The organism is Streptomyces sp. NPDC014889 (assembly GCF_043081205.1).
GTDB lineage: Bacteria > Actinomycetota > Actinomycetes > Streptomycetales > Streptomycetaceae > Streptomyces.
This window is the reverse complement of the sequence record NZ_JBIBWH010000007.1, coordinates 34,739-61,607: the sequence shown is the minus strand read 5'-3', so window position 1 is coordinate 61,607 and position 26,869 is coordinate 34,739. Positions and strand designations below refer to the sequence as shown.

The following is a 26,869-nucleotide window of genomic DNA, read 5'->3' as shown; positions in this document are numbered from 1 at the left end:
CGGCCTCCGTCCGGGCGCCCGGACGGGACGCGCGGGGGAAACCGGGTGCGGACGGCGCCCGCGTGACAGATCATGGCGGCATGTCCGCGAACCCACACGACGCTCTGCCGATCCGGCTCACCGTCGACGACTCCGACTCGCCGTCCGACGTCGTCGACGCGCTGTTCCTCGGCCGCTTCGCGACGGGCGAGCAGCCGTACTCGCACGCGGTGAACATCGACCGTGTGCGCACCGGCGCCACCCTGCTGCCCGAGGACGCCCGGGTGCTGCGCGCGGCCCGCGACGACGACCGCAGCGCGACCCTCGCCGAGGGCGAGGGCTGGACCCTGCTGATCTCCCGGTGGAACCGCGGCGCCGACGTCACGGTCACCGCGACCAGCGCCGAGCTGGCCGCGAAGGTGCTGGAGGAGGCGACGGACGGCGCCGCGGACGAGCCGGAGCCGCAGCCGGAGAACGTGACGATGGGCTTCTGGTACGTCTCGCCCCGGCGCGGCCCGCACCGCACCACCCGGCAGATCTCGGCGGGCACCTGGGACGACGTCCGGGCGAACTACACGGCCCCGGTCGCGGACGCCATGGACCGGCTGATGAAGACGACCCCCGAGGACATCGCGGGCCGCCTGCTCCTGCTGCACGGCCCGCCGGGCACGGGCAAGACCTCGGCGCTGCGCACCCTGGCCCGGTCCTGGCGCGACTGGTGCCAGGTGGACTGCGTCCTGGACCCGGAGCGGCTGTTCAGCGACGTCGGCTACCTCATGGACATCGCCATCGGCGAGGAGGACACGGGGGGCAAGGGACGCTGGCGGCTGCTCCTGCTGGAGGACTGCGACGAGCTGATCCGCGGCGAGGCCAAGCACACCGCGGGCCAGGCGCTGTCCCGGCTGCTGAACCTCACCGACGGCCTGCTCGGTCAGGGGCGCAACGTGCTGGTGGGGGTGACGACCAACGAGGACCTGGAGCGCCTGCACCCGGCCGTGGTCCGCCCGGGCCGGTGCCTGGCCCGTATCGAGGTGGGCCGGCTGACCCGCCGTGAGGCGGTGAGCTGGCTGGGCACCGAGGAGGGGGTGGGCCGCGAGGGGGCGACCCTCGCCGAGCTGTACGCGCTGCGGCGGGGCACGTCACCGACGGCGCTGCCGGAGCCGCGCGAGGGCGCCGACGCGGGTCTGTACCTGTGACGGCCGCCAAGGCCTCGGTGCTTTGATGGGCGTATGACCCTGTTCGTCGGAACGTCGGGCTGGCAGTACAAGGACTGGCGGGGCGTGCTGTACCCGCCGGGGCGGCCCGCACGGCTGTGGCTGGAGGAGTACGCCGCCGCCTTCGCCACCCTGGAGGTCAACAACGCCTTCTACCGGCTGCCCGCGCGGGAGACCTTCGAGGCCTGGCGGCAGCGGGTCCCGGCGGACTTCGTGGTCGCGGTGAAGGCGAGCCGGTTCCTCACCCACATCAAGCGGCTGAAGGACCCCGAGGAGCCAGTGCACCGCCTGATGACGCACGCGGCGGGCCTCGGCGACCGGCTGGGCCCGGTGCTCCTCCAGCTCCCGCCGACCCTGCGCGCGGATCCGGAGCTCCTCGACGCCTGCCTGGCGTGCTTCCCGGCCGGCACCCGGGTCGCGGTCGAGCCGCGCCACGATTCGTGGTGGACAGCGCAGGTGCGCGAGGTCCTGCGGGCCCGGGGCGCCGCCCTGTGCTGGGCCGACGCCCACGCCCGACCGGTCACGCCGCTGTGGCGGACGGCCGACTGGGGCTATGTCCGCTTCCACGTGGGCCGCGCCCGGGCCTGGCCGCACTACGGCAGGCGGTCGCTGGAGACCTGGGTCGACCGGATCGCCACCACCTGGCCGGACGCGCGGGACGTGTACGCCTACTTCAACAACGACCCGACGGGGGCGGCGGTCCAGGACGCGGTGGTGTTCGCACGGGTGGCAAGGAGCGCCGGTCTGGCGGTGACCCGCACGCCGGCCCTGACCGGCGACCGGCAGAAGGTCCCACCGGGCCGGTGATGCCGCACGGCCGCCGCTCGGGGACGCCCTACCGCTCCTCGTAGGCCGCCCGCAGCGCGTCCCGCACGGCGGCGAGCGCGTCGTCCTCGGTGAGCCCCAGCCGCCGCACCCGCTCGGCGTACGCCTGGGCGGCGGCCGCCGCCTCCCGCGCCGCCGCCGAGTCCGCGGCGGCGACGAACGTGCCGTTGCGCCCCCGGGTCTCGATCACGCCGTCCGCCTCCAGTGCCCGGTAGGCCTTGGCGACCGTGTTCGCCGCGAGCCCGAGCGACTCGGCCAGCCCGCGCACCGTGGGCAGCCGGTACCCCACCGGAAGCACCCCCGACCGGGCCTGCTCGGAGATCTGCGCCCGCACCTGCTCGTAGGGAGGCGTTCCGTCCTCGATGTGGATCTTCAAGGTCACGCGGTGATTGTCCCGTACGCGTACGCGTACGCGCGTACGGCCCAGCGGAAAAATGGGAGGCGCCCCGCCGGTCCCCGCCGTAGCGTGCGCCACCATGACCGTGATGATCCGGGAGCTGCGCCCCGACGTGCCGGCCGACCTCGAGGGCTTCGCCCGTGTCCGGCACCTCGCGATGCCGTACATACTCGTCACCCCCGACTCGCTCGTCCACGACCTCACCCATCTGCACCCCGACGCCCACTACCGGCCCCTGGTCGCCGTGGCGGACGGCGAGGTGATCGGCACCGCGCAGGTGCACCTGTCCCACGACAGCACCGAGCCCGGCCAGGGCAACATCAACGTGTACGTGCATCCCGGGCACACCCGGCGCGGCGTCGGCACGCTCCTCGTACGGGCCGCCGAGGAGCACATGGCGACGCACGGGGCGGCCCGGCTGCACTCCTGGGTCCTGGACGAGCCGGGCAACCGTGCCTTCGCCCGGTCGCACGGCTACCGGCCCAGCCGCTCCGCCTACTTCCTGCGCCTGGACCTGGCCAACGGCACGCTTCCCCCGCTCCAGGACCCGCCCCCGGGCGTGGAGCTGCGCCGGGGCTCGGACTACGCCGACGACCCGCGTCCGCTGTTCGAGCTGGACGCGGAGACGACCGCGGACGAGCCGGGCGACGTGGACATCGAGTTCACCGACTTCGAGGCCTGGCTGGAGGAGACCTGGCGGCATCCGCTGCTGGATCTCGAGCTGACCTCGGTGGCGGTGGTCGACGGCCGTCCCGCGGCCTTCACCGCGGCCCGTACGGACGGCGGCGCCCGCTACAGCACCGGCATGACGGGCACCGCCTGCGCCTTCCGGGGCCGGGGCCTGGCCAAGCTCGCCAAGAACGACTCGCTGCACCGCGCCCGGGCCGCCGGGTACACGGAGGCGTTCACGGGCAACGACACCGGCAACGCGCCGATGATCGCGATCAACGAGTGGTTCGGGTACGAGGTCTGCGCGACGGAGGTGCGCCATGTCCGCGAACTCGGCTGAGCCCGGTGGTCCGCCGCACGCGCCGGAGGAGGTGGAGGTCGTCCTCGTCAAGGGCGGCCGCGTCAAGATCCGCTACCGGGGCGTGCTCGTGTCCGACGACGGCAGGCGCGTCACCGTCCGGGCGAAGTGGGCGGGCGAGGGCGTCCGCGACTTCGGCTTCGTGCGCTTCGAGCCGGGCGACGTCTTCACCGAGCACTACTGGCGCGACCGGTGGTACTCGGTGAAGGAGGTCCGCGACGCCGTGGGCGCGCTGAAGGGCTGGTACTGCGACGTCACCCGCCCCGCCACCCGCTCCGCCGCGGCACTGGTCGTCGAGGACCTCGACCTGGACCTGTGGCGCTCCGCCGACGGCACGGACGTACGGCGGCTGGACGAGGACGAGTTCCAGGCGAGCGGGCTGCCGCGCGCCGACCCCGGGGCCGCGGCCGCCGCCCTGGCGGCCCTCGACGAACTGGAGGGGCTGGCCCGCGCGGGCGGCTTCGGCTCGCTGCTGTCCTGACTTCCCGCGCCGGCCCAACACCGGCTCAGTCCGAGGCCACCACCGCGTACCGCTCGTCGTCCACCTCCCCGCCCCACAGCCGCGCATCGGCCGACAGTGACTCCAGGTGGATGTGGGAGGCGAGTGGCCGAAGAAGCATGGTCAGCCGGTCCGGGGGTATGCCGACGGGGGTGAGCGTGCCCCAGACACCCTCGATCAGGACGAGCCGGCCGTCCGGCCGCAGCAGTCCCTGCCAGTGCCGCAGCGCGCGGGCGGGGTCGGGCAGCGTCCACAGGACGTGCCGGACCAGTACGGCGTCGAAGCGCTGCCCGCCCACCGGCGGGTCCGCCGCGTCGCCGACCAGGGACACCGCGTCGTGGCCGGCGAGCTTCGCACGGGCCCGCTCCACCATCGCCGGGGACAGGTCGACGCCGGTCACCCGGTGGCCCTGCTCGGCCGCGAGGAGCGAGAGGCTGCCGGTGCCGCAGCCGAGGTCGAGGATCTCGACGGGGCGGTCGGGCAGCCAGCCGCGCAGCCGTTCGGCCCAGGCGGCCCGCACCCCGGGGTCGCGCAGCCCGTGATCCGGTTCCTCGTCGAAGACGGCGGCCTGGGCGTCCCAGTCCACCCCCGCCGCGCCGTCGTCGGTCGTCGTATGCGCACTCATGCACCCCAGAGTGACACCGGCCACTGACAACCGAATCGTGACAGCCGCCACAGACAGAACCGCACCGATGAGCAACTCTCGCCCGAAAGGTCCTGCCTCCGTACGAAGACGGATCAGGTAGGCCTCGAAGGAGGCAGCCATGCGCCGACTGACAGTGCAGAAGCCCCTGAGGAAGACGGACACCCGCCGCGTCCGCGAGGAGGCCGACGAGCGTCCCGCCGGGCGGCCCGAGGTCCGCAAGGACATCGCGCGTACCTGGTGGCCGGAGTCATGACCGGCGGCCGGCCCATGAGACGCGCCGACCTGAGCGCAGTCTCAGCGCTCCCTTAACGCGAGCATAAGGATTTCCCCGCACCGCCTCCGACCGGCGTTTTCGCGGTGCGTTGCGGCTAGCTTCTGACCACCCCCACGGGATCCGTCCCGCCATGTGTCAGAACAGCCGCCCCGAGGAGATTCCTGATGCCCGCACGTCGCACGGCCGCCGCTTGCGCCGTTCTCGGTCTTGCCCCGTTGGCCCTGACCGCGCTCGCCGCGGCGCCCGCGGCCGCGCACGGCTCCATGGGTGACCCGGTCAGCCGGGTGGCCCAGTGCTACGCGGAAGGCCCGGAGAACCCGGTGTCGGCGGCCTGCCGTGCGGCGGTCGCGGCCGGCGGCACCCAGGCGCTGTACGACTGGAACGGCATCCGGATCGGCGACGCGGGCGGCCGGCACCGGGAGCTGATCCCGGACGGCAGGCTGTGCAGCGCCGGCGCCGAGGAGTTCAAGGGCCTTGACCTGCCCCGCGCGGACTGGCCCGCGACGGACGTGCGCGGCGGCGCGTACACCTTCAAGTACCGCGTCACCGCCCCGCACAAGGGCACCTTCACGGTCTACCTCACCAAGCCGGGCTACGACCCGGCCAAGCCGTTGGCCTGGGACGACCTCGATCTGGCGCATCCCGTGGCGACGGCCACCGACCCGGTCGCCGCCGACGGCTTCTACACCTTCTCCGGCACGCTGCCCGAGCGGGCGGGCAGGCACCTGCTGTACGCGGTGTGGCAGCGCTCGGACAGCCCGGAGGCGTTCTACTCCTGCTCGGACGTCGCCTTCGGCGGCGGGAGCGGCGGCGCGTCCGGCGGCTCCGCCCCGGCACCGGCCGCCTCCGCGCCGACCGAACGGCAGATCGAGGACGGCGCCGTCCGGTCGTCGGTCGAGCACCACGGCCACGGGGACGACGACGCCCGGACCACGACGGACCCGGTGCCGCTCGCGTCGGCGGACCCGGCCGCGAGCCCGGCGTCGGACCGTGCGTCGGATCCGGCCGTGCGCTCGGCCGGGGACACGGCCACGGACCGTGCCGCACAGGCCGCCGCGGACGAGCCGAACCGGCCGCGGGCCGCCGGCAGCCCGGTGAACCTGGCCGAGACCGGCGGCGACGGCCGCACCCCGTACCTCGCGGTCGCAGGCGCGGCCGCCCTGGCGCTCGGCTCGGCGGCCCTGTTCGCCTCGGTCCGCCGGCGCGCCGCGGCCGGCGGCGGGCGGGCCCGCTGACACGGCCCGTCGAACGCGGGGCCTGTCCGGCGGCTCAGGCCGGGCAGGCCCCGGGGCACGTCAGCACGTCAGCACGTCAGCACGTCAACTGAAGACCGACGCGCAGGTGGTGGCGGTGGCGTGCGCCGGGTCGAGCGCGTTGGCCACCTCGTGGAAGGCGATGCGGTCGATCGTGCCGATCGCCACATGCTCGGACAGATCGACCGCGCACAGGTCCTGCAACAGGACGTTGCGCACGTCGGGGCCGGTCAGGTACTCGGTCCGCCACGGCGTGACCACCTCGTCGTACTTGGTGGCGATGACCGTGTAGTGCACGCCGGACACGGTGTCGCCGCCCTCGTTGAGCCTGGTGAGGAGGGCGGACCCGGCGATCTGGTCGGCGAGGCCGGGGGTGGCGGCCTTGAGCAGGTCGCTCGCGCCCGGGAAGTAGGGCAGCAGGTTGGTGAGACCGCTGAGGGTCGTGCCGTGGTTGTCGGGTGCGATGCCGACGAGGGCGTTCACCTTGGCGGCTCCGCCGAGGAACTTCAGGTAGTAGCGGGGCATCATCCCGCCCTGCGAGTGGCCGACGAGGTCGGCCTTGGCGGCGCCGGTCGCGCTGAGCACCTTGTCGACGAAGGCGGACAACTGCTCCGCCGACTTGTCGATGGGGCCGAGGCCGTAGAAGAGCGGGACTCCCGGCAACTGGCCGTAGTCGAGGGAGAAGACGCAGTACCCGCGGTCCTTCAGGTACGGAGCGAGGGACAGCCAGTTGTCGACGGAGTTGCCGAAGGTGCCGTGGACGAGGACGACGGGGCGGGGGTGCGCCGCGGAGGGCTTGCAGCTGTAGTTGTTCCAACCGCTGGTGGGAGCAGCGGCCGCGTGGGCGCCGGCGGCGGGGACGGTGGCGAGGGCGGCGGCCAGCAGCAGGGCGGCGAGTGGTCTGAGGGCGCGCTTGAAGGGCAGCATCGGGTGATCTCCTTGCGGCTCAAGGGAGGTGCGACGGCACTACGCCCTGTGATCCGGATCACGGGATGCTGTTCACTCGTCAAGTTACGGACGAGTAGCTCCAGTGGGAAGTTACGCGTCAGTAAAAACTTCAACCGGCAACCGGAGAAGGCCGGGAGTCACGCGGCCAGCGTGCCCGGCATCACCGCCCGCGGCCCGAACCGGGCTCGCGCGCGGTCCGCGACCTCCTCGATACGGCGGACCTTCTCGTCGACGGGGTCGAACGTGAGCTGGTGGGAGGCGTGTTCGGCGGATCCGAGGCCCTCGGCGCGCAGGGCGAGCCCGCGGACCCGGGCGCGCTGGAGCCCCAGCGCCTCGTACAGGGCGTACGCGGTCCCGGTCAACGCGGCCGAGTGCGCGGTCGGTTCGGCCAGCGTGCGGCTGCGGGTGGTGGCGGAGCAATCGGCGTAGCGCACGGTGAGGGTCAGGGTGCGGCAGACCTTGCCCAGGGAGCGCAGCCGGGAGCCCAGTTCCCCCGCGGCCGACAGCAGCGCCCTGCGGTGCCGGTCGGGGTCGAGTTCGTCCCGGTCGAAGGGGCGTTCCGCCGCGAGGATGGGGGTCCCCCCTGCTCGAGCGCAGCCGAGAGCTTGGGGGAGGGAAACGGCGTTCGGTACCACCCGGCCGCGGTCGACGCCGTTCGCCTTCTCGTGCAGTTCACGGCCCGCCTTCGCGCCCACCAGGCGCTGGAGGGTCGGCAGGGGCGCGGCGGCGACCCGGCCGAGGGTGTCGAGGCCGTACTCGTCCAGGGTGCGGGCCGTCGCCGCGCCGACGCCGGGCAGCGCGGTGACGGGCCGTTCGGCCAGGAACCCCGCCACGGCGTCCGGTTCGCCGGGCACCGCGCGCGTGAGTCCGGGCCGGGCGCCCTGCAGGGCCATGCGGGCCAGCATCGGGCCCGGTCCGGCGCCGATCACGCAGTCCACGCCGTGCAGCGCGAGGGCGCGGACCCGGATCACCGACGCCAGTTCGACCGCGTCGCGCCCGAAGTACCGTTCGGCGCCCAGCAGATCGGCCAGCGCGCCGTCCGGTGGCAGCGCCTCGACGACCGGGGTGAACTCCTCGAGGAGCCCGAGCAGCCCCGGCAGGGCGGCCTCGTGCATCGGCGGCAGCTGGAAACGTACGCAGAGAACCGTCATCCCGCACTCCCTGGACTCTGGTGCCACAACTTCCTTCCACCCGGCGGGCCTTCGCCCGCGGGGCGCAGATCGGCCCAGGGGTGCATCTCGTACCCCGTGGGCATGCGGATCGTCCGGCCGCGCGCGGGGGCGGCGCCGTCGCCGGGCCCCTCCGGTGCCGGTTCGGCCAGGCGCGCCGCCACTTCGTCGAGTCCGCCCTCGGCGCGCAGTTCGGCGAGTTCGGCGAGGTTCCAGGCGGCGGCGCCGACCACGCTGACGCTGCGCGGGCCGCGCCGCTGCACCACTCCGCGCACCAGCAGCAGCCAGGAGTGGAAGACGGTGTGCGCGCAGGCGTCGTGGGAGTCGTCGAAGAAGGCGAGGTCGACCAGTCCGGTGCCGTCGTCAAGCGTGGTGAAGACGACCCGTTTGCCGGACCGGATCGGCGGGGTCTGGGTGGCCGCCTTGGCGCCCGCGACCAGGACCGTCTCGCCGTGCCGTGCCTCGCGCAGCCGGCGTGCCGGGACCACGCCCAGTTCGTCGAGGAACGTCCGGTGGTCGTCCATGAGGTTCCGTGAGACGTCCATGGACAGTACGCCCAGCTCGGCGCTGAGCCGTTCGGCGTCGGACAGGTCGGGGAGCCCGGCCGCGGCCGTCTTCCTCCCGCCGGCCAGGGGCAGTTGGCCGCCGCCCGCGCCGCGTGCGCCGCGGTGCAGTTCGGTCAGGTGCAGTTGCAGGTCGCGGCGGTTGGCGCCGAACGCGTCCAGCGCGCCCACCTGGGCGAGCCGGGCGGCGACCGGGCGGCTGGGCCGGGCCCGTTCCCAGAAGTCGAGCAGCGAGGCGTAGGGCTGTCCGTCCGCGATCCGCGCCGCCTCGGCCTCGCTGATGCCGTGCACGTCGGAGAGGGCCAGCCGGAGTCCCCACCCGCCGGAGGAACCGGCCCTCGACTCAGACACCAGTTCGATACGGTGGGCGATGCCCGACCTGTTCACGTCCAGCGGCAGGATCGGCACCCCGCGCCGCCGCGCGTCCGCCAGCAGCAGCCGCTTCGGGTACATCCCGGGGTCGTGCGTGAGCAGCCCGGCGTAGAAGGCGGCCGGGTGATGGGCCTTCAGCCACGCCGACTGGTACGTCGGCACGGCGAAGGCGACCGCGTGCGCCTTGCAGAAGCCGTAGGAGCCGAACGCCTCGATCACCTCCCAGGTGCGGTGAATCGTTTCCGCGTCGTATCCCTTCGCCGCCGCGTGCTGCGCGAACCACACCTTGATCCGCCCCTGCGACTCCGGGTCGGACAGCCCGCGCCGCACCCGGTCCGCCTCGTCGCGTCCGCAGCCGGTCATCAGGTGCAGGATGTGGATGATCTGCTCGTGGAAGACGACGACCCCGTACGTCTCCTCCAGCGGTTCCTCGAGGTCGGGGTGCGGATAGCGCACCGGTGCCCGTCCGTGCCGGGCCTCGATGAACGGCCGCACCATGTCGGCGGCGACCGGTCCTGGCCGGAACAGGGAGATGTCGACGACCAGGTCGTGGAACGTGGCCGGCTGGAGGCGTCCGACCAGGTCGCGCTGGCCCGGGGACTCGATCTGGAAGCAGCCGAGGGTCTCGGCGGAGCGGATGAGCCGGTACGTCGCCGGGTCGCCGTCCGGCAGGGAGTCCAGGGCGATCCGCTCCCCCGTGGTCCGCGCCACCTCCGCGACCGCGTGCGCCATCGCCGACTGCATCCGCACGCCCAGCACGTCCAGCTTGAGCAGCCCGAGGTCCTCCACGTCGTCCTTGTCGAACTGGGACATGGGGAAGCCCTCGCCGCTGGTGGGCACGACCGGCGTACGGGACGGCAGTGAGGCGTCGGAGAGCAGGACACCGCAGGGGTGCATGGCGACCCCGCGCGGCAGGGCGTCCAGGGCCTCGACCAGCTCCCACAGCCTGCCGTACCGGTCCCGCTCCCCCGCCAGCGCCCTGAGTTCGGGCAGCTCGTCGAGCGCCGCGCGGGCGTCGCGGGCGCGGATGTGCGGGAAGGACTTGGCGATGCGGTCGATGTCGGCGGGGTCCATGGACAGGGCGGCCCCGACATCGCGGACGGCGTGCCGTACGCGGTACGTCTCCGGCATGGCGACGGTCGCGACCCGCTCGGTGCCGAACCTGCCGATGATCTGGCGGTAGACCTCAAGCCGGCGCGCGGACTCCACGTCGATGTCGATGTCGGGCAGGGCCGTGCGCCGCTTGGACAGGAAGCGCTCCATCAGCAGCCCGTGCTCGACCGGGTCGGCGTGGGCGATGCCGAGGAGGTGGTTGACGAGGGAGCCGGCGCCGGAGCCGCGGGCGGCGACCCGGATGCCCATCTCCCGTACGTCGTCGACGACTTGGGCGACGGTGAGGAAGTAGGTGGCGAAGCCGTGGTGGGCGATGATGTCCAGCTCCCGGTGCATCCGCTCCCAGTAGCCCCGGCGGCCGGCGTAGCCGCGCAGCACCATGCCCGCCGCCGCCCGGGAGGCGAGCACGCGCTGGGCGGTGCGGCGGCCGGCGCCGACGAGGCGCGGCTCGGGGAAGTGGACGGTGCCCAGGCCGAGGTCGTCCTCGGGGTCGACCAGGCACTCGGCGGCCGTGGCCCGGGTCTGTTCCAGCAGGCGGTGGGCGGCCCCGGGGCGGAATCCGGCGGCCTCCACGATCCGCTCGGCCGCGCGCAGCATGGCGTCCGGTTCCTTCAGCCAGGCCTCGCCCGAGTCCAGTTCCTTGGCCGGGTCGATGGGGACGAGCCGGCGGGCGGCGTCCAGCACGTCGGCGACCGGGCCCTGGCCCGGGTCGGCGTACCGGACGGCATTGCTGAGCACGGGCCGGATCCGCTGCTCGGCGGCGAAGCCGACGGTGCGGGCGGCCAGGCGCAGCGAGCCGGGTCCGGTGCCCGTGCGGCCGTGCCAGACGGCCTCCAGGCGCAGGGCGTCGCCGTAGGTCTCACGCCAGGGCACGAGGAGTCTCGCGGCCCGGTCGGGGCGGCCGGCGGCGAGGGCGCGGCCGACGTCGGAGTCGGGGCCGAGCAGGACGGTCAGACCGTCGGCGTGGTCGCCGGTCCAGGGCAGCAGCGGGGCGCCCGGGGACGGGGGTGCCCCCTGTGCGCGTGGATCCGCGGGTCCGGCGTGGGCGGCGGTGACCAGGCGGCACAGATCGGCCCAGCCACGGGCGCCGGCACGGGCGAGGAAGGTGGCGCGGGGGGCCGACTCGTCGACGAAGGCGCCTCCGCGCACCGGGGCGCGGCGCCGGTCCCGCCGTACGGGGTCCATGGTCTCCACCGCCAGCTCCACGCCGAACAGCGGGCGGACGCCCGCCGCCGCGCAGGCCTTGGCGAAGCGGACCGAGCCGGCCAGGGTGTCGCGGTCGGTGAGCGCGAGCGCGTCCATGCCCCGCTCCGCGGCGCGCTCGGCCAGCCGCTCCGGGTGCGAGGCGCCGTAGCGCAGGGAGAACCCGGAGGCGGTGTGCAGATGCGTGAAGTCCGGCATCCGCACCTCCCGCACTCGTGAGCGTCACCGCTCTCGAACATCCGTTCCCATCTCTCTCACCCCCACCATAAACCAATTTCCGAACGTCTGTGCGACATCTGTTCGAGCGTGTCCCACCTGCGCAAACGCCCGCAACCCGGAGCGCGAGGGGTGCGACGACCACGCGAAAGCCCCGCCCTCGTGAGGGCGGGGCTTTCGCCGGCCGCGGGAGGCCGGGGCCGCGATCAGCCGATCTGGGCGCCGGTCGCCGAGAGGGCCTCGGTGACCGGCTGGAAGAAGGTCACACCGCCCGAGGTGCAGTCGCCGCTGCCGCCGGAGGTGAGGCCGATCGCGGTGTCGCCGTCGAACAGGGAGCCGCCGCTGTCACCGGGCTCGGCGCACACATCGGTCTGGATCAGGCCGCTGACCGTGCCCTCGGCGTAGTTCACGGTGGCGTTCAGACCGGTGACCGTGCCGCTGTGCACCTGGCTCGTCGAGCCGCTGCGGGTCACCTTCTCGCCGACGGTCGCGTCGCCCGCCCTGGTGATCGTCTGCGTCGAGCCGTTGTAGAGGTTCACCGCGCTCGGGTGGTCGACGCTCGCGGTGTACCGGACCAGACCGAAGTCGTCGCCCGGGAAGCTGGACCGCTCGTTCTGGCCGATCACCGTGCCACCGGCCGACCAGGTGGAGATCGCCTCCGTGCAGTGGCCCGCGGTGAGGAAGTACGGCTGGCCGCCCTTGACCACGTTGAAGCCGAGCGAGCAGCGGCCGCCGGAGCCGGTGATCGCGTCACCGCCCGCGACGAAGGTCTTGAACTCCCCCTTCGACCTTCTGAGTTCGGCCTTGGCGCCGAGCCCGTCGACGACCTTGCCGAGCGTGGTCCACTCGGCCCCGGAGACCGTGCTGTCGGCGGTGACGACGACCTTGTTGGTCACGGGGTCCGTCGCCCACGAGGTGCCGGGGATGGCCGCGTCCTTCTCCAGCGTGGCGCGGGCGCCGGTCAGTTCGGCGAGGGAGTTCTGCACGACTCTCGCCGTGGCGCCCGCCCGCTCGACGGTCTCGGCGCTGCTCGCGTCGAGCACGTTCACCACGAGGCTCTTCGTCGTGGCGTCGTAGTACGTGCCCGCGGCGTCGGCGCCGAGGTCCCGCACGAGCGTCGAGGCAAGCTTTCCGGCCGCCGCGGACGAAAGGGTACGGACCTCGGGGGCCTTCGCGGGTTCACTGGCGTTCGCACTCTGGAAGGTGACTCCCGCGGCGAGCAGGGCGGCTACGCCCGCTCCCGCCACGGCCGCACGGCGTCCGGGCATGCGTCGGTGCTTCAACTGACGTCCTCCTGTGGGGGGATCGGCCCGGCAGATAGTGGGGACCCGACGGGCCGGAAGGCGGTTGAACGGCGCCCACTATTCCGACGCCCCCAGGGGCACACAAGGTCGAGTTCTGGACGTGTGTACGTCAACCGGCGTACTCCCCCTGCGTATCGGCCTGCACGCCGGAATCACCGCGGGAGAGTTCACGCAACATTCACAACGCAAACACCGAGGGCGGTGGGCAGGCGCCGTTCCTCGACGCCTAGCCCTGGCTCGAATCCGGCTCCTCGGGCGCGGGATCCACGCGGGGCTCGGGTGCCGGGGCCGCCGCGGGCAGTTGCTGTTGCGCCCTCTCCAGGAACCGCAGCAGTTCGACCGGGAAGGGCAGGACCAGGGTGGAGTTCTTCTCGGCGGCGACCGCCGTCACCGTCTGGAGCAGCCGCAGTTGCAGCGCGGCGGGCGTGTCCGCCATCTGCTGGGCCGCCTCGGCCAGCTTCCTGGACGCCTGGAGCTCCGCGTCCGCGTTGATGACCCGCGCCCGGCGCTCACGGTCGGCCTCCGCCTGCCGGGCCATGGACCGCTTCATCGTCTCGGGCAGCGACACGTCCTTGATCTCGACCCGGTCGATGGTGACGCCCCACTCCACGGCCGGGCTGTCGATCATCAGCTCAAGACCCTGGTTCAGCTTCTCGCGGTCGGACAGCAGATCGTCCAGGTCGCTCTTGCCGATGATGGACCTCAACGAGGTCTGCGCCATCTGCGAGACCGCGAAGCGGTAGTCCTCCACCTGGACCAGCGCCTCGGCCGGGGATGTCACCTTGAAGTAGACGACGGCGTCCACACGCACCGTCACATTGTCCCGGGTGATGCCCTCCTGGGCCGGCACGGGCATGGTGACGATCTGCATGTTGACCTTGTGGAGCCGGTCCACGACCGGGACGATCAGCGTGAGCCCCGGCCCGCGCACCTGGGGGCGCAGCCTGCCGAGGCGGAACACCACGCCTCGTTCGTACTGCTTGACGACCCGTGCCGCCGCCATCAGGCCCACCGCTCCGACGGACGCGAGCGCCACCCCCGCCGTCACCAGTTCCTCGACCATCACGGCCCCCAATCCGGCGCGGACGCACCGGGGTTCACGGTCCTTCGACCGTAACCCGCGCCGCGCCCAAGGGCGAGCCCCCGCACGCCGGTTGCGTGCGGGGGCTCCTCGCTGTCGAGCGCGGGGCGGGCGCCGGGCCGCGCGCATCGCGGCCCGGCACAGGGGGAGATCAGCCGATGTGGACCCCGTACGCGCTCAGCGCGGCGGTGACCGGCTGGAAGAAGGTCGTGCCGCCGGAGGTGCAGTTGCCGCTGCCGCCGGAGGTCAGACCGTAGGCGATCCCGCTGTTGGAGTACAGCGAGCCACCGGAGTCACCGGGCTCGGCGCAGACCGTGGTCTGGATGAGGCCGTTGACGATCTCGCCGTTGCCGTAGTTGACCGTCGCGTTGAGCGCCGTGACCTTGCCGCTGTGGATGCCGGTCGTCGAGCCGCGCCGGTAGACGGTGGTGCCGACGGACGGCGTGGCCGCGCTGGTGATGTTCACGCTGCCGACGGCGCTCGGATGGGCCACCGAGGAGTTGGTGTAGCGCACGATGCCGTAGTCGTGGCCGGGGAAGGAGGAGCCGGCGGTGGTGCCCAGCGTGGTCGAGTGGGAGGAGTTCGACCACCAGGTGCCCGCGCCGTTGGTGCAGTGACCGGCGGTCAGGAAGTAGGAGTTGCCGCTGTTGTCCTTGACGTTGAAGCCCAGCGAGCAGCGCCAGCTACTCGCATAGATGGCGTCGCCGCCGGAGATGAGCTTGTTGAACTTCCCGGAGGTGTGCTTGATGGTCAGGGCAGCGGAGTTGGTCCCCGCCTGCCGCTGGATCCGGGCGATGTCGGCCTGGGAGACCGTGCTGTCGACGGTCACGACGACCCGGTTGGTCTTGCTGTCGACGGCCCAGGCGGTGCCCGGGATGTCGGCCTTGAGCACGGAATCGCTCGCGGTGGTGAGCTGCGCCGCACTGAAGGTGGTGGGGGTGTCGGACGCGCTCGCGTTGGGGACGGCGAACGCGGCTGCGGCCACGAAGCCGGAGGCGACGGCAATCAGCCGGGTCCGTCTCGTCATGCCGCCGAGGGGAGTGGTGCGCTTGATCCTCACTTGTCGTTCCTCCACATAAGGAAGTCGGGGGCCCGCGTGGGGTCGGGGCCCGTGAGGCGCAGTCAGCGGACGGCTGTTCGGATTCCGAACATGCCGTGCCCCTGACAAGCGCTGTGGGGGAGTATTCGGCCGAACGACCGGTCGGCGCAAGGGCGCCTTTCGGCCGTGCGACCATGTGCGATTCGAGTGAACCAAGAGTGATCAGGGCTTATTGACGTGTGGTCGGCAACGGGTGAACGGCCTCGGGCCGGACCGCGTTTCCCGGCCATGGTCACAACGTCGTTGCCACCACGCCCCATATGGCCTCGCGACGCCGTCCGGCCTGGCACTCTCCCAGGTCGGCCCGGAGTGCCGGCGCCGGTCGGGCGTCGTCGGCGGCGTGCCGCACCCGGCCGCCGAAAGGCCGCTCGGCGAGGGCCGGTTCGCCCGCCCCGGCAGCGGCGGCCGCGACCGCCCCGCCCTCGGCCGTCCAGGCTCGGGGGATGTCCGGAATTCGACGCTCCGGATGGCCCCCGAGCCCGGACGCGCCGATCGGCGCGAGCGGGTCGCGAAGCGCCGGCGCCGCCTCCAGGCGGTGCCGGCGCCCCTGCTTCCACTGGTCGGATAGGTCCATCATGAGATGAGCCCTTCCATGCGCGGCACGGCGGCCAAACCCCGCCGCCGCCCACCGCACGGCCCCGAAGCCCGTGGCAGGCCGGCCGCGACCGCGGTCAGCAGTCGCAGCACGAGCAGTCACAGTTGCAGCAGTCACAGCACTCGCAGCAGTCGCAGGCGTCGCCGCACGAGTCGCAGTTGCAGCAGCCCGAGCGCTTCCTGCCCGACCACGGGCCCTCGAACTCGTCGGCGCAGCACACCTTGCAGGTGCAGCACAGCCCGACGGCCGCCACGCACCCGGCCCAGAACCCGCGCCCGGCGGGCCGCGGCGGCTCACCGCCCCCGGCGTACGGGTGGCCCGGCCGGTTCGGATCGTGCGGAGCCTGCGGGGCGTACGGCCCCTGCGGCGGACCGAAGGCCCCCTCGGGCGCGTGCCCGCAGGACTCGGTGCCGAAGGCGCGGTCGACGGAGCGCCGGAGTTCGTGCACGAGCAGTCGGTGGGCGAGCCGTCCGTCGCCGAACTCCACCTCACTCAGGGCGAGCCGGATGCCGTGCACCGCGTCGTCGGCGAGCCGGCGTGCCTCGCCGAGCGGAGTTCCGGTGGCGGTGAGCGGATTCCAGGCGCCGGTGGCCGCGTCGGACGCGCGGTCCTCCACGGCGTCCAGGAGGTGCGCGAGCCGCCCGAACAGGCGCCCGGCCTCGGCGAGCGGGGCGGCGTTGCCCGGCCGCCCGGCGAGGACCGCGGTGTGCGCGAAGGCCGCCGCGGTCGCGGTCTCGGTCGGCTCGGTGACGACGAGGACGGACGTCCCGGGTCCGGCGAGCGCCTCGACGCCGGTCTGCCGGTCCACCGCGTCCAGGAGGACGGCGGTGTCGAATCCGACGCCGGCTCCCGTACGGGCGCCCGCCCGGCTCCAGTTGTCGGCGACCCGGCGCGCGGCGAGCGCCACCGGCCGGCGCGCCAGCAGTCCGTCGCCGTCGGCCACGTGGTCGCGCACCTTGGCCGAGGCCAGTACCAGGGAGACGGCCGCGGCGAGTCGCGGCCCCTCCCCCAGGGCGACGGACGCGGTGCGCATCCCGCGCAGCGGGCACGGCCCGGCGGTGCGCCGCAGGCCGGCGGCCCGGCCGGTCTTCTGCGCCTGAGCCTCCGTCAGGACCGAGACGAGCAGCCCGTCGTAGTTCGTCACGACCCGCGCGAACTGCCCGTGGCCACCGCGCAGGGCCAGGCACAGTCCGCACAAGTGGGCCATCCACTCGGCGCCGAGCCTCTCACCGAGCCGGTGGCGACAGGGCCTGACGATTCCGAACACGACCATCCCCCTTGGTGTGCAGAGCGTGGAGTCGCGGCATCGTATCGACCCCTTCGTTCACTCGTACGCCCCGTCCGTCACCCATGTGCCGAGAACAATCATATTTCACTCTCAGTCAGCAGTCGTGTAGGTCGGAACCCTTGGGGCACACGGGCTCTCGACGTATTAGCCGTGCACCAGTACCGTCACAAACCCCCCGTGCGGCGTGCGTTCACTTGGCGCGTTGTCAGCATCATGGATGACCATAGGGATGCGGAATGCAGGAAAGACCGCTGTGAGAGGAGGCGTCCATGGGATCGGTACGCAAGGCGAGTGCGTGGCTCGGCCTCGTCGACGACAACGATGACGAGCGCTACTACGACGACGACTACACGGAGGGGACCGAGTCCGGGGACGCCTGGGTCACCGATCCCCGCGTGAAGGTGGCGGCGGACACGGCAGAGGACAAGGGCCGCCGGATCGGCACGGTGACACCGGACAGCTTCCGGGACGCCCGCGCCATCGGCGAGCTGTTCCGGGAGGGCGTGCCCGTCATCATGAACCTGACGGCCATGGAGGCCTCCGACGCCAAGCGCGTGGTCGACTTCGCGGCCGGGCTCGTCTTCGGTCTGCGCGGTTCCATCGACCGCGTGTCCACACGGGTGTTCCTGCTGTCCCCCGCCGACACCGAGATCGTCAACGGGGATCCGGCGGTGCACCGTTCGGACGGGTTCTTCAACCAGAGCTGAGGCAGGGCCGTACACCGGCCCTGCCCCGTTCGGTGCTCACCGGAAGGCGTCGAGCCCGGTGAGCGCCTTGCCCAGCACGAGCTGGTGCATCTCGACGGTGCCCTCGTAGGTGAGCACCGACTCGAGGTTGGTCGCGTGCCGCATCACGGGGTACTCCAGGGAGATCCCGTTCGCGCCGAGAATCGTCCGCGCCGTACGGCAGATCTCGATCGCCTCGCGCACGTTGTTGAGCTTGCCGAAGCTGACCTGCTCGGGACGCAGGCGGCCGGCGTCCATGCGCCGCCCCAGGTGGTGGGCGAGCAGAATCCCCTTGTGCAGTTCGACCGCCATGTCGGCGAGCTTGGCCTGGGTGAGCTGGAAGCCGCCGATGGGCCTGCCGAACTGTTCCCGCGAGACCGCGTAGTCGAGGGCGGACTCGAAGCTGGAGCGGGCCGCGCCCATGGCGCCCCAGACGATGCCGTAGCGGGCGTGCGACAGACAGCCGAGCGGTCCGCGCAGCCCGGTGGCCTCCGGCAGTACGGCGTCGGCGGGCAGCCGTACGTCGTCCAGGACCAGTTCGCTGGTGACGCTCGCCCGCAGCGACCACTTGTGCTTGATCTCCGGGGCGGAGAAGCCGGGGGTGCCGGCCGGCACCAGGAAGCCGCGGATGCCGTCCTCGGTCCGCGCCCAGACGACGGCGACGCCGGCCACGGAGCCGTTGGTGATCCACATCTTGCGGCCGTTGAGGATCCAGTCGGTGCCGTCGCGCTTGGCGTGGGTGCGCATGGAGCCGGGGTCGGAACCGTGGTCGGGCTCGGTGAGCCCGAAGCAGCCGATCACCTCGCCGGCGGCCATGGAGGGCAGCCACCGCTGCTTCTGCTCCTCGCTTCCGAACCGGTGGATGGCGTACATGGCGAGCGAGCCCTGCACCGAGACCAGGGACCGGATGCCGGAGTCGGCGGCCTCAAGCTCCAGGCAGGCGAGCCCGTACTGGACGGCGGTGGCGCCGGCGCAGCCGTACCCGGTCAGGGACATGCCGAGGGCGCCGATGCTCCCGAGCTCGCGGGACAACTCCCGGATGACGGGCAGCTCGCCCTTCTCGTACCACTCGGCGACATGCGGCAGGACACGGTCGGCGGCCCACTGGCGCATGGTGTCGCGGACGGCCAGGTCCTCCGGCTCCAGCAGGTCGTCGATCCCGAGCGGGTCGGCGGGGTCGAACGGGGGCAACGGGGACGACTGCGAGGACATGAGGACACCCTCCGGCAACGGCAACTGAAACTACCACCGCTAGTTTTGCGACTCCGGCCAGACGTTACGACGCGGAGCCGTCCACGTCCAGCCTGCACCGCCCGCGTCCAGGCTGCGCCTCCGCCCGCCGCGGGCCGCCGTAGGGCGCCGCAGTGCCGCCGTGGGAAAGAGAGGCGCTCACGCCGAGACGCGGGGCCGTTCGGCCTCCCGCTGCGCGGGCAGTTCGACCGGCGGCTCCTCACAGTGCATCACCCGCGGCAGCCGCAGCGCCATAACCGCCCCCAGCAGCAACAGCCCCGCACTCACCAGCAGCGTCACATGCAGCCCGTGCACGAAGGCGTCCCGTGCCGCCCGCCGCAGCGCGGCCCCGACCGGCCCGCCGAGCTGGTCGGCGACCCCGTAGGCCTCCCCCAGCGAATTCGCCGCCGCCCCGGACGCCTTCGCCGGCACCCCCGGCACATCGGCGAGCCCGGGCGCGTAGGCCGCGTTCATCACCGTGCCCAGCAGGGCGATGCCCATCCCCGCGCCGAGCTGGTACGACGTCTCCCCGATCGCGGCCGCTCCGCCCGCCTGCGCGGCCGGCGACTCGCTCAGCATCGACTCGTACGCGCCGAACAGCGTCATCTCCAGACCGAAGCCGAGCAGCGCGAAGCCGGCGAGGAGCAGCCCCGGGTTGTCCCGGCCGCCCATCGCCGTGAGCAGCACCACCGCGGCGGCGGTCACGCAGAAGCCGAAGCTCACCATCCGCCGCGGTCCGAACCGCCGCAGCATCCGCGCCCCGGCCAGTCCGGCCGCCATCGCGGCGAACGTCAGCGGCAGCAGCCGCAGCCCCGTGGCCAGCGGCGAAAGTCCGAGCACCAGTTGCAGGTACTGCGCCGCGATCAGTTCGAGGCCGACCAGCGCCAGCATGGCCAGCACGATGCAGCCCACCGACGTGCTGAACGCGGGGCGCGCGAACATCCTGAGGTCCACCAGCGGATGCGTCCGCCGCCGCTGCCGCCGTACGAACGTCACCAGCAGCGCCGCGCCCACGACCAGCGGCCCCACGGTGAGCACGCTCAGCGCCGTCTCGCCGCCGCCGAGCCGCTTCACGCCGAGCACCACGCCGAACAGTCCGCCGGCCGCCAGCAACGCGCCGACCACGTCCCAGGGACCGTCCCGGTCGCCGGTCGACTCCGGCAGCAGCAGCCGGCCCACCGGCAGGCTGACCAGCATCAGCGGAATGTTGACGAGGAAGACCGAGCCCCACCAGAAGTGTTCGAGCAGGAAGCCGCCGAGCAGCGGTCCGACCGCCGCGCCCACCGCGGCGACCGCGCTCCAGATCCCGATCGCCAGCGCCCGCTCGCGGCGGTCCGGGAACACCTGCCGCAGGAGCGACAGCGTGGCCGGCATGATCATGGCGCCGCCGACGCCGAGCAGCCCCCGCGCGAAGATCAGCATCTGGGGGTTCGGGGCGAACGCCGCCACGGCGGAGGCGATGCCGAAGAGGGTGTAGCCCAGCAGCAGGATCCTTCTGCGCCCCACCCGGTCGCCCAGGGTGCCGAACAGGATCAGCAGCGAGGCGCAGACAAGGGGATAGGTGTCGACGATCCAGAGCAGTTCGATGGCGCCGGGCCTGAGGTCCTCGGTGACCGCGGGCACCGCCACGTGCAGCACGGTCGCGTCCACCGCCACCAGCAGCAGGCTGACGCAGAGGACGACCAGGACGACCCAGCGGTTGGCACCGGCCCCGGCCGCCCGACGGCGCAGCCGGTCGGCGGCCGCGGTCGTCCCGGACATGTACGTACCTCCCAGATGAACCCTCGCGTTCGGCGGTCCGCGGGACGGGGACTCCCCGCGGCTCGGCCGGAGCGGAGCGGTGGCCCCCGACCTGCGCGTCGACGTGCGAGTGACACATCAGCGTACGCTCATTCGCCCGGATGGCGCGTGGCCCACCTCTCAGAGCGCCGCCGAACCCGTGTGGCGTACGCCACTCCGCTTGCCCGTGGATCCTCCCTGCGGGCCTGGTGAGCGGCCCGTGGGCGTGCCCCGGTGGCGGCTCCGGTTTCCGGCAGCGCCGATAATCGAGTCCGTGAGCGATCTTGCGACGCACGTGGCGGCAGCACGTGCCGGGGCCCTGCGCCGGGCCGCCCCGGCGCTCCTCGGGTACGCCGCCGTGCGCGCGCTGGGCCTGATCACCCTGGCGCTGTGGAGCGCCGAGCGCGGCAAGAGCTGGTACACACTGCTGACCGCCCGCTGGGACTCGCTCTGGTACACCCGGGTGGCCGGGGGCGGCTACGGCTACGAGACACACCTGCCGAACGGGGACGTGCACTCGAACCTGGCCTTCTTCCCGCTGCTGCCCTGGCTGGAGCGGCTGCTCGCGGCGGTGAGCCCGCTGTCGCACGCCGACGCGGGCTTCGCCGTCAGCCTGGCGGCCTCGCTCGCCGCGGTCTGGGGGATCTTCGCGGTGGCCGACCACGTGTACGGCCGCGAGGCCGGCGTCGCCGCCGCACTGCTGTGGGCGGTGCTGCCGGTCGGGATCGTGCAGTCGATGGCCTACAGCGAGTCCCTGTTCACGGCGCTCGCCGCCTGGGCGCTGTACGCCGTGCTCACCGGCCGCTGGGTGACGGCGGGCGCCCTGGCCCTGCTGGCGGGGCTGACCCGGCCGGTGGGGCTCGCGGTGGTCGCCGCGGTGTGGGTGGCGGCGCTTGCCTCGTTCGTGGGAGACCGGAGCGCGACGGCGGCGGACGACGCGCGGGACACGGGGCACGCCCCGGCCCTCGCCGGGCACGCCACCGCCCGCCGCCTGCTCGGCATGGCGCTCGCCCCGCTCGGCGCCGCCGGTTACGTCCTGTGGGTCGGCCACCGCACCGGCAAGGGCCCGCTCGGCTATCTCGACGTCCAGGCAGGCTGGCGCAACGGCTTCGACGGCGGCTACGCCTTCGCCCGCTTCGTCGCCGACAAGTTCACGTCCTTCCCCTCGGCCCTCGCCGGGATCGGGCTGATCGCCGGGGTCGCCGGGGTGATCTGGCTGTACGTCGTCGGCGTACGGCAGCGGCAGCCGCTCGCGCTGCTGGTCTACTCGGGTGTGGTGACCGCGCTCGCCCTGTGCGCGTCGAGCTACTTCGGCTCCAAGCCGCGTCTGCTGCTGCCCGCCTTCCCTCTGCTGCTGCCGCTCGCGTCGGCGCTCGCCCGGACGCGCGTGGCCCGGTCGGCGCTCGTCGTGGGCGGCGTCGCGGTGGCCTCGGCGGTCTACGGGGCGTTCTGGCTGAACGGCTCCGGTCCCCCGTGAGCGGTGCCGCCCTGCCGAGCGCGCACGGAATTTCCATCCAGGCGTTCGGTCAACGCATTCATAAGCGCCGCATAAGCGTTCACCGGAATGATCAAAGGAAATGCGGGACGGGTTCGTTCGTGATTGCGGATTCCGTGGATATAAAGCCCCGTTGAGAGCAATCCCACATCACGTGGTCATCACAAATCACGTGCTTCGTCAGGGAACACACCTCACTCGCTGTAACGTCGATTGGGTGCGTACCGAACGAACCCTCACCCGCCTGGACCGGGTGTTCGCCAGGCTGGACCGTGAGCCGCAACGGCCGGCGCACATCGACATGCCGCGAATGAGCCGCCACCGGTTCGTGCTCTTCTCGGCGACGCTCGCCTTCTACCTGGCGATCGTCTGGGCCGTGGTCACCACCTCCTGGCTGGTCCGGCTCGACTGGCAGGTCATGTTCTTCCGGCCGTACCAGCAGTGGCCGCAGATCCACGCGTTCCTCGACTACTACGTGGTGCTCGGCCAGCGCGGCCCCACCGCCGTGATGGTCTGCGCGTGGCTGGGCTGGCGCTCCTGGCGGCAGCACACACTGCGCCCCCTGCTGACCCTCGCCGCCTCGCTGCTGCTGCTCAACGCCACGGTCGGCGCCGCGAAGATCGGCATGGGGCGTCTGGGACCGCACTACGCGACCGTCATCGGCTCCAACGAGATGGGCCTCGGCGGCGATATATTTCCCAGCGGCCACACCGCCAACGCCGTGGTGACCTGGGGCATCCTGGCCTATCTGGCCTCCACCCCGAGAGCGCGCCGCTGGCTGTCGGCGCTGTCCGCGGTGACGGCGCTCGGCGTCGGCCTGACCACGGTGTACCTGGGGACGCACTGGCTGAGCGACGTGCTCCTCGGCTGGGCCGCGGGGCTGCTGATCCTGCTGGCGCTGCCGTGGTTCGAGCCGCTGATCGCCCGGACCGAGGTCGCCCTGTTCGACCTGCGCGACCGCTGGCGCGCCCGTCGCGGCCGCCGGACGCCGGTGCCCGCGCCCGCCGCACCGGTCGGCGCCCCCGTCGTGCTCACCCCGCGTTCGGCGGCCTCGGACGAGACCCCGGCGGCCCACGGGACGGTCGGCGCCGGACACGCGTCCCGGACGCCGCCCCACCTCGCCCAGGGCCGGCACCCGAGCCGCTCGGAGCGCACGCCGGTCACCCCGGCCGGCAGCCGCAGACCGCCGCACCCCGAGCGGGTCACGCGCAACACGGCGTCGGCGGCCCGCCCCCTGACGGGCAGTTGACGGTGTGCCGCCGCGGGGGCCGGGAGCGCCCGCGGCGGTTCAGCCCTTCCAGGACCGTGCCACGCGGCCGTCCCTGACCTCGAAGTTCAGCCGTCCGAACCGGTACTCCATGGTGATGATCGCGCCCGGCGGCAGTGACCGCACCGTGCTCCAGCCCCGTTCACGCGCGAGCCGTTCGGCCTGTCCGGCCTCGAGGCCGACATAGGCGTCGGGGTTGTCCTGGGGTTCCGCCGGCGTACTGGGATTCGATGCCATACCGCCACGCTAGGTGCCGGGCCGCCGCGAGGAAAGCCCGGCCCGACACACGGGTCACTTCAGCCACTTCACTCGCTCCTGTCACGTTTCTGTCACAGGCCCCAACGCCCGGAGCGGTCTCAGCGCGTCACACGTACGGGCGGTTCCGTCCCTCTTCCGCGATCGCGCGGACACAATTTCCGGCAGCCGGGACAGCACCGGTAAAAGCCCCGCCGAATGTGCCGTGAGAAGCGTTCCCGGACCTCCCCCGGACCGCCTCGCATTCGGAATCCGCAGCCGCACCGGGGAGTCGGCACGGCAGAGGAATTCGGCCGTGCCGGAGCCTGCGCCCCGCCGGACGGCACCAGGCCCCGCCCGGTCGGTGGACCGGACGAGGCCCGGTGCCCTTGGCGCGAGCCCGAGCGGCTCAGATCTCGAGGCGCTGGCCGGGCACGATCAGGTCGGGATCGTCCCCGATGACGGACCTGTTGACGGCGTGGAGCCGCTGCCACGTGGTGCCGTGCCGCGCGGCGATGCCGCTCAGCGTGTCCCCCGCGCGCACGGTGTACTCGCCGCGGGAGGCACCGCGGCCGGTGTGGCCCGCCTCGCGCGCCGGCGCCGTCGCCGGCCGCCGCGGCGGGACCGCGTTCCGTGCCCTTGGCCGGCCGCCCCCCTGGACCGGCTTGTCCGCCGACTTCCGTGCGCTCCGCGCCGATCCCTCGGTCGTGTTCCCCGTACCCGGTCCGGCCGCGGGTGCGCTGCCGTACGCTCCGGCCCGCGCCGAGCAGACCGGCCACGCCCCCCAGCCCTGGGCCTGCTGGACCCTGGTGGCGACGGTGATCTGCTGGGCCCTGGAGGCCCGGTCGGCGGTGGGCGCGTAGGCCGTGCCGCCGTAGGCGCGCCAGGTGCCGGCGGCGAACTGGAGCCCGCCGTAGTAGCCGTTGCCGGTGTTGATGTGCCAGTTGCCGCCGCTCTCGCACCGGGCGATGCGGTCCCATACGCCGCCGTCCGCCGCGTGGGCGTCGCCGGTGGCTGCCAGCAGCCCGAGCGGGGCGAGCAGCGCCGCCCCGGCGAGAGCCGCCGTCGTCCGTGCCCTGCGGGCGTTGTCGCGCATGGTGTCGTGGCTCTTATCGGCACATTCGGACATGTGGATCCCTCTCGGAACACCCGGGGTCCCCCAGGGCGGGCACGCCCTCCGCGCATGGACGCGGTCGGCGTGCTCGCCCCGTCCGCCGGACGCGGCCGGGCCGATTCGTGCTCGGCCCGGTGCGGTCGGCGGACGTTCCCGAGCGGTGCTCGTTGCACACGGCTGAGGAATGTAAGGAGCGGGCGGAGCCCGGAGCAACCAACGGCCCGTTGTGCCAGGCCAGTTCGCCGTTACCGGCGGTATCGGCATTTTTCGGCCACCCACTTCATTCGCTGATTTCGTGATTTTTCGACCACCCGCATCGGTGATCTGTGACTCACTTCACCGGCCCAACCCCCTTGCACTTGGAGGGAGTTGACCGTGAGTGCCGGATTCCGCGCGTGGCGTCACCCTCCGCACGGGATGGTTCGATTCCGTTCGCCGGAGGGCGTGACTCCCGCCACAGATCGCCCGTTGTCTTCTTCATGAGCCGGGTCCCTCCCGGTTCATGGGCCGGGAGCCACCCGGCTCCGCCACGTACCGCATCCCGAGGGAGCCACCCGTGCCGCGCATGCTCGACGTCAGTGACGCCGTACGCGCCGAGATCGGCGACGAAGAGGCCGACCGGCTGCTCGCCGGACAGAACGCCCCGGGCAGTTACGACTGCACGTCCTGCCGCACTCCCGGCGATTCCGAACAGGAGCGCACCAGCACCGTCCTGTTCGTCGGGGACGAGACCGCCGTCCTCGCCTTCGCCCACGCCACCTGCCTGCCCTCGCAGGTCGTCCAGGTCACCGAGGAGCAGCTGCGGGGTGCGGTCCGCTCCATCCACTCGGACACGAACCCCTCCGGCAGGGTTCCGGAGCAGGCCCCGCCGCAGTGGTCCACGACCGAGCAGGCCGCGCCGCAGAGGGCGGTGCCGGAACAGGCCGTGCTCGGGGTGACCAGCGGACTCGTCCTGATCGCCGGGGAGTTGCACCCCGCCCTGGTGGTCGAGCCGACCGCGCCCATCGTGCGTCCGGGCTCGCTGGGCGCCGGCGACGAGTTCCTGTCGCTGCTCGTGGAGCAGGGCTACGTCCCGGTGACCGAACTCGCCGCCGTGCCGCCGGTGCTGCACGGCTGGTCGGTGCTGCTCGCCATGGGCCAGCTGCACGCCGTCCTCCAGCCGCAGGCAGGCGGCGGCCAGCCGGTGGCCTGGTGGCAGGCGCACCAGCCGCTCCAGGTCACCGACGGCTGGCGGGCGGCCGCCAACAAGCACCAGCAGGTGATCATGTTCGCGGCGCCGGTCGGGTCCATCGGCCGTCAGCCGCGGGAGGACCTGCTGCGGGACGCGCTGGACAAGGCCGCGGCGAGCGGGCGGCTGGTCGCGGCGACCCTGCCCCTCGCCGGGACCTGAGCCGCATCCCTTCCGGTTCGGGGTCGTTTGGAGATACGTGCACGCATATGACGTTCCCCGCCGCCAGTTCTATCCGCCGCTCCCTCCCGCAAGCTCCCGACTGCGCTCGGGCAGGGAGGTACCTCCACCGCGGGCACCTCAGGATCATCACGGCGGCCCCTCGGCCACGCCGATCTACGACGCGCTCTACGCCGAGTTCGTCACGTCCTACCGGACTCTGCCGGGCGACCGCAGCGGCGAGGAGGATCTGGGCTTCGTAGCGTTCGGGAACCTGCCGCACGACACGGGCTCCACCGTGTACGACGCCTACAGCCTGGGGGCCTACAGCACCCGCCATGTCACGGGCCGGCAGCAGGCGCAGTGGCAGCGGGTCGGGACGATCGGGCGGCAGGACACCGGGATGCATCACGTTCCGGCGGCCCTGCCGCCCGCTCCGCGTCGCGGAATCTGATCCGGGGGGGGGGGGGGGGGGGGGGGGGGGGGGGGGGGGGGCGGCGCGCCCCCCCCCCCGCCCCGCGGGCCGGGGCCCCCCCCCCCCCCCGGCCGCGCGCCACGCCCACACGAACAAAA

General features: G+C 73.0%; 25 protein-coding genes. 11 read left to right on the top strand and 14 right to left on the bottom strand.

What is annotated here, in order from left to right; genetic code table 11:
* The first annotated feature begins 80 nt into the window (after positions 1-80).
* Both ACF09J_RS15270 and ACF09J_RS15265 read left to right on the top strand, forming a co-directional pair.
* Positions 81-1,175, top strand: a complete 1,095-nt coding sequence (locus ACF09J_RS15270) for a DUF5925 domain-containing protein (protein WP_392305897.1) — start codon at positions 81-83, stop codon at positions 1,173-1,175.
* A 33-nt stretch (positions 1,176-1,208) separates the two neighbouring features.
* Entirely contained in the window at positions 1,209-2,000 is a 792-nt protein-coding gene (locus ACF09J_RS15265; RefSeq protein ID WP_392305896.1) for a DUF72 domain-containing protein, read from the top strand.
* A 28-nt stretch (positions 2,001-2,028) separates the two neighbouring features.
* Here ACF09J_RS15265 and ACF09J_RS15260 read toward each other — a convergent pair whose 3' ends face one another.
* Positions 2,029-2,400 carry a GntR family transcriptional regulator gene (locus ACF09J_RS15260; protein WP_392305895.1) on the bottom strand — a complete coding sequence of 124 codons (372 nt, stop codon included), beginning with the start codon at positions 2,398-2,400 and terminating at the stop codon, positions 2,029-2,031.
* A 94-nt stretch (positions 2,401-2,494) separates the two neighbouring features.
* On the opposite strand from ACF09J_RS15260, the gene ACF09J_RS15255 reads away from it, so the two are divergent.
* Both ACF09J_RS15255 and ACF09J_RS15250 read left to right on the top strand, forming a co-directional pair.
* Entirely contained in the window at positions 2,495-3,424 is a 930-nt protein-coding gene (locus ACF09J_RS15255; protein WP_392305894.1) for a GNAT family N-acetyltransferase, read from the top strand.
* On the top strand, positions 3,405-3,923 hold the full coding sequence (locus ACF09J_RS15250; protein WP_392305893.1) for a DUF402 domain-containing protein: 519 nt from the start codon (positions 3,405-3,407) through the stop codon (positions 3,921-3,923). The genes ACF09J_RS15255 and ACF09J_RS15250 overlap by 20 nt, the downstream gene beginning before the upstream one ends.
* 25 nt (positions 3,924-3,948) lie before the next feature.
* Here ACF09J_RS15250 and ACF09J_RS15245 read toward each other — a convergent pair whose 3' ends face one another.
* The gene (locus tag ACF09J_RS15245) at positions 3,949-4,566 is read right to left on the bottom strand and encodes a class I SAM-dependent methyltransferase (RefSeq protein WP_392305892.1); all 618 of its coding nucleotides are present in this window, start codon (positions 4,564-4,566) and stop codon (positions 3,949-3,951) included.
* 139 nt (positions 4,567-4,705) lie between these two features.
* Between ACF09J_RS15245 and ACF09J_RS15240 the strand changes: the two genes are divergently transcribed.
* Together ACF09J_RS15240 and ACF09J_RS15235 are read left to right on the top strand one after the other, a co-directional pair.
* On the top strand, positions 4,706-4,840 hold the full coding sequence (locus tag ACF09J_RS15240) for a hypothetical protein (RefSeq protein ID WP_392305891.1): 135 nt from the start codon (positions 4,706-4,708) through the stop codon (positions 4,838-4,840).
* Positions 4,841-5,025: 185 nt separating this feature from the next.
* A complete protein-coding gene (locus ACF09J_RS15235) occupies positions 5,026-6,096 on the top strand; it encodes a lytic polysaccharide monooxygenase (protein WP_392305890.1) in 1,071 nt (356 codons plus the stop codon).
* A gap of 84 nt (positions 6,097-6,180) precedes the next feature.
* Here the strand turns inward: ACF09J_RS15235 and ACF09J_RS15230 are convergent, their stop codons facing one another.
* The 8 genes from ACF09J_RS15230 to ACF09J_RS15195 form a co-directional block, all read right to left on the bottom strand.
* Positions 6,181-7,041, bottom strand: a complete 861-nt coding sequence (locus tag ACF09J_RS15230) for an esterase/lipase family protein (protein ID WP_392305889.1) — start codon at positions 7,039-7,041, stop codon at positions 6,181-6,183.
* Positions 7,042-7,199: 158 nt separating this feature from the next.
* The gene (locus ACF09J_RS15225) at positions 7,200-8,213 is read right to left on the bottom strand and encodes a hypothetical protein (RefSeq protein WP_392305888.1); all 1,014 of its coding nucleotides are present in this window, start codon (positions 8,211-8,213) and stop codon (positions 7,200-7,202) included.
* Positions 8,210-11,680: a DNA polymerase III subunit alpha gene (locus ACF09J_RS15220; RefSeq protein ID WP_392305887.1), complete on the bottom strand. Its 3,471-nt coding sequence runs from the start codon at positions 11,678-11,680 to the stop codon at positions 8,210-8,212. The genes ACF09J_RS15225 and ACF09J_RS15220 overlap by 4 nt, the downstream gene beginning before the upstream one ends.
* A 224-nt stretch (positions 11,681-11,904) precedes the next feature.
* Positions 11,905-12,981, bottom strand: coding sequence for a S1 family peptidase (locus tag ACF09J_RS15215; protein WP_392305886.1), 1,077 nt, complete (start codon positions 12,979-12,981; stop codon positions 11,905-11,907).
* A 247-nt stretch (positions 12,982-13,228) separates the two neighbouring features.
* On the bottom strand, positions 13,229-14,065 hold the full coding sequence (locus ACF09J_RS15210; RefSeq protein ID WP_392305885.1) for a slipin family protein: 837 nt from the start codon (positions 14,063-14,065) through the stop codon (positions 13,229-13,231).
* 169 nt (positions 14,066-14,234) lie between these two features.
* Positions 14,235-15,143: a S1 family peptidase gene (locus ACF09J_RS15205; RefSeq protein WP_392305884.1), complete on the bottom strand. Its 909-nt coding sequence runs from the start codon at positions 15,141-15,143 to the stop codon at positions 14,235-14,237.
* A 271-nt stretch (positions 15,144-15,414) separates the two neighbouring features.
* The gene (locus ACF09J_RS15200; RefSeq protein ID WP_392305883.1) at positions 15,415-15,759 is read right to left on the bottom strand and encodes a hypothetical protein; all 345 of its coding nucleotides are present in this window, start codon (positions 15,757-15,759) and stop codon (positions 15,415-15,417) included.
* A 94-nt stretch (positions 15,760-15,853) separates the two neighbouring features.
* Positions 15,854-17,044: a DUF5685 family protein gene (locus tag ACF09J_RS15195; RefSeq protein ID WP_392305882.1), complete on the bottom strand. Its 1,191-nt coding sequence runs from the start codon at positions 17,042-17,044 to the stop codon at positions 15,854-15,856.
* 290 nt (positions 17,045-17,334) lie between these two features.
* Between ACF09J_RS15195 and ACF09J_RS15190 the strand changes: the two genes are divergently transcribed.
* Positions 17,335-17,772 (top strand): cell division protein SepF, encoded by a 438-nt coding sequence (locus tag ACF09J_RS15190; RefSeq protein WP_392305881.1) that lies wholly within the window; start codon positions 17,335-17,337, stop codon positions 17,770-17,772.
* Positions 17,773-17,808: 36 nt separating this feature from the next.
* Here ACF09J_RS15190 and ACF09J_RS15185 read toward each other — a convergent pair whose 3' ends face one another.
* Together ACF09J_RS15185 and ACF09J_RS15180 are read right to left on the bottom strand one after the other, a co-directional pair.
* The gene (locus tag ACF09J_RS15185) at positions 17,809-19,002 is read right to left on the bottom strand and encodes an acyl-CoA dehydrogenase family protein (protein WP_392305880.1); all 1,194 of its coding nucleotides are present in this window, start codon (positions 19,000-19,002) and stop codon (positions 17,809-17,811) included.
* Between the two features lie 177 nt (positions 19,003-19,179).
* Positions 19,180-20,781 carry an MFS transporter gene (locus ACF09J_RS15180; protein ID WP_392305879.1) on the bottom strand — a complete coding sequence of 534 codons (1,602 nt, stop codon included), beginning with the start codon at positions 20,779-20,781 and terminating at the stop codon, positions 19,180-19,182.
* A gap of 292 nt (positions 20,782-21,073) precedes the next feature.
* On the opposite strand from ACF09J_RS15180, the gene ACF09J_RS15175 reads away from it, so the two are divergent.
* Together ACF09J_RS15175 and ACF09J_RS15170 are read left to right on the top strand one after the other, a co-directional pair.
* Complete coding sequence (locus ACF09J_RS15175; protein ID WP_392305878.1) at positions 21,074-22,276, top strand: mannosyltransferase family protein; 1,203 nt, start codon at positions 21,074-21,076, stop codon at positions 22,274-22,276.
* A gap of 235 nt (positions 22,277-22,511) precedes the next feature.
* Complete coding sequence (locus ACF09J_RS15170) at positions 22,512-23,543, top strand: phosphatase PAP2 family protein (RefSeq protein WP_392305877.1); 1,032 nt, start codon at positions 22,512-22,514, stop codon at positions 23,541-23,543.
* A 39-nt stretch (positions 23,544-23,582) separates the two neighbouring features.
* Here the strand turns inward: ACF09J_RS15170 and ACF09J_RS15165 are convergent, their stop codons facing one another.
* Both ACF09J_RS15165 and ACF09J_RS15160 read right to left on the bottom strand, forming a co-directional pair.
* Positions 23,583-23,798, bottom strand: a complete 216-nt coding sequence (locus ACF09J_RS15165) for an I78 family peptidase inhibitor (protein WP_392305876.1) — start codon at positions 23,796-23,798, stop codon at positions 23,583-23,585.
* Between the two features lie 406 nt (positions 23,799-24,204).
* Positions 24,205-24,924: a transglycosylase family protein gene (locus ACF09J_RS15160; protein WP_392305875.1), complete on the bottom strand. Its 720-nt coding sequence runs from the start codon at positions 24,922-24,924 to the stop codon at positions 24,205-24,207.
* Between the two features lie 541 nt (positions 24,925-25,465).
* Here ACF09J_RS15160 and ACF09J_RS15155 point away from each other — a divergent pair.
* Both ACF09J_RS15155 and ACF09J_RS15150 read left to right on the top strand, forming a co-directional pair.
* Entirely contained in the window at positions 25,466-26,299 is an 834-nt protein-coding gene (locus ACF09J_RS15155; RefSeq protein WP_392305874.1) for a hypothetical protein, read from the top strand.
* Positions 26,300-26,336: 37 nt separating this feature from the next.
* The gene (locus tag ACF09J_RS15150) at positions 26,337-26,750 is read left to right on the top strand and encodes a hypothetical protein (RefSeq protein ID WP_392305873.1); all 414 of its coding nucleotides are present in this window, start codon (positions 26,337-26,339) and stop codon (positions 26,748-26,750) included.
* Positions 26,751-26,869 lie beyond the last annotated feature (119 nt).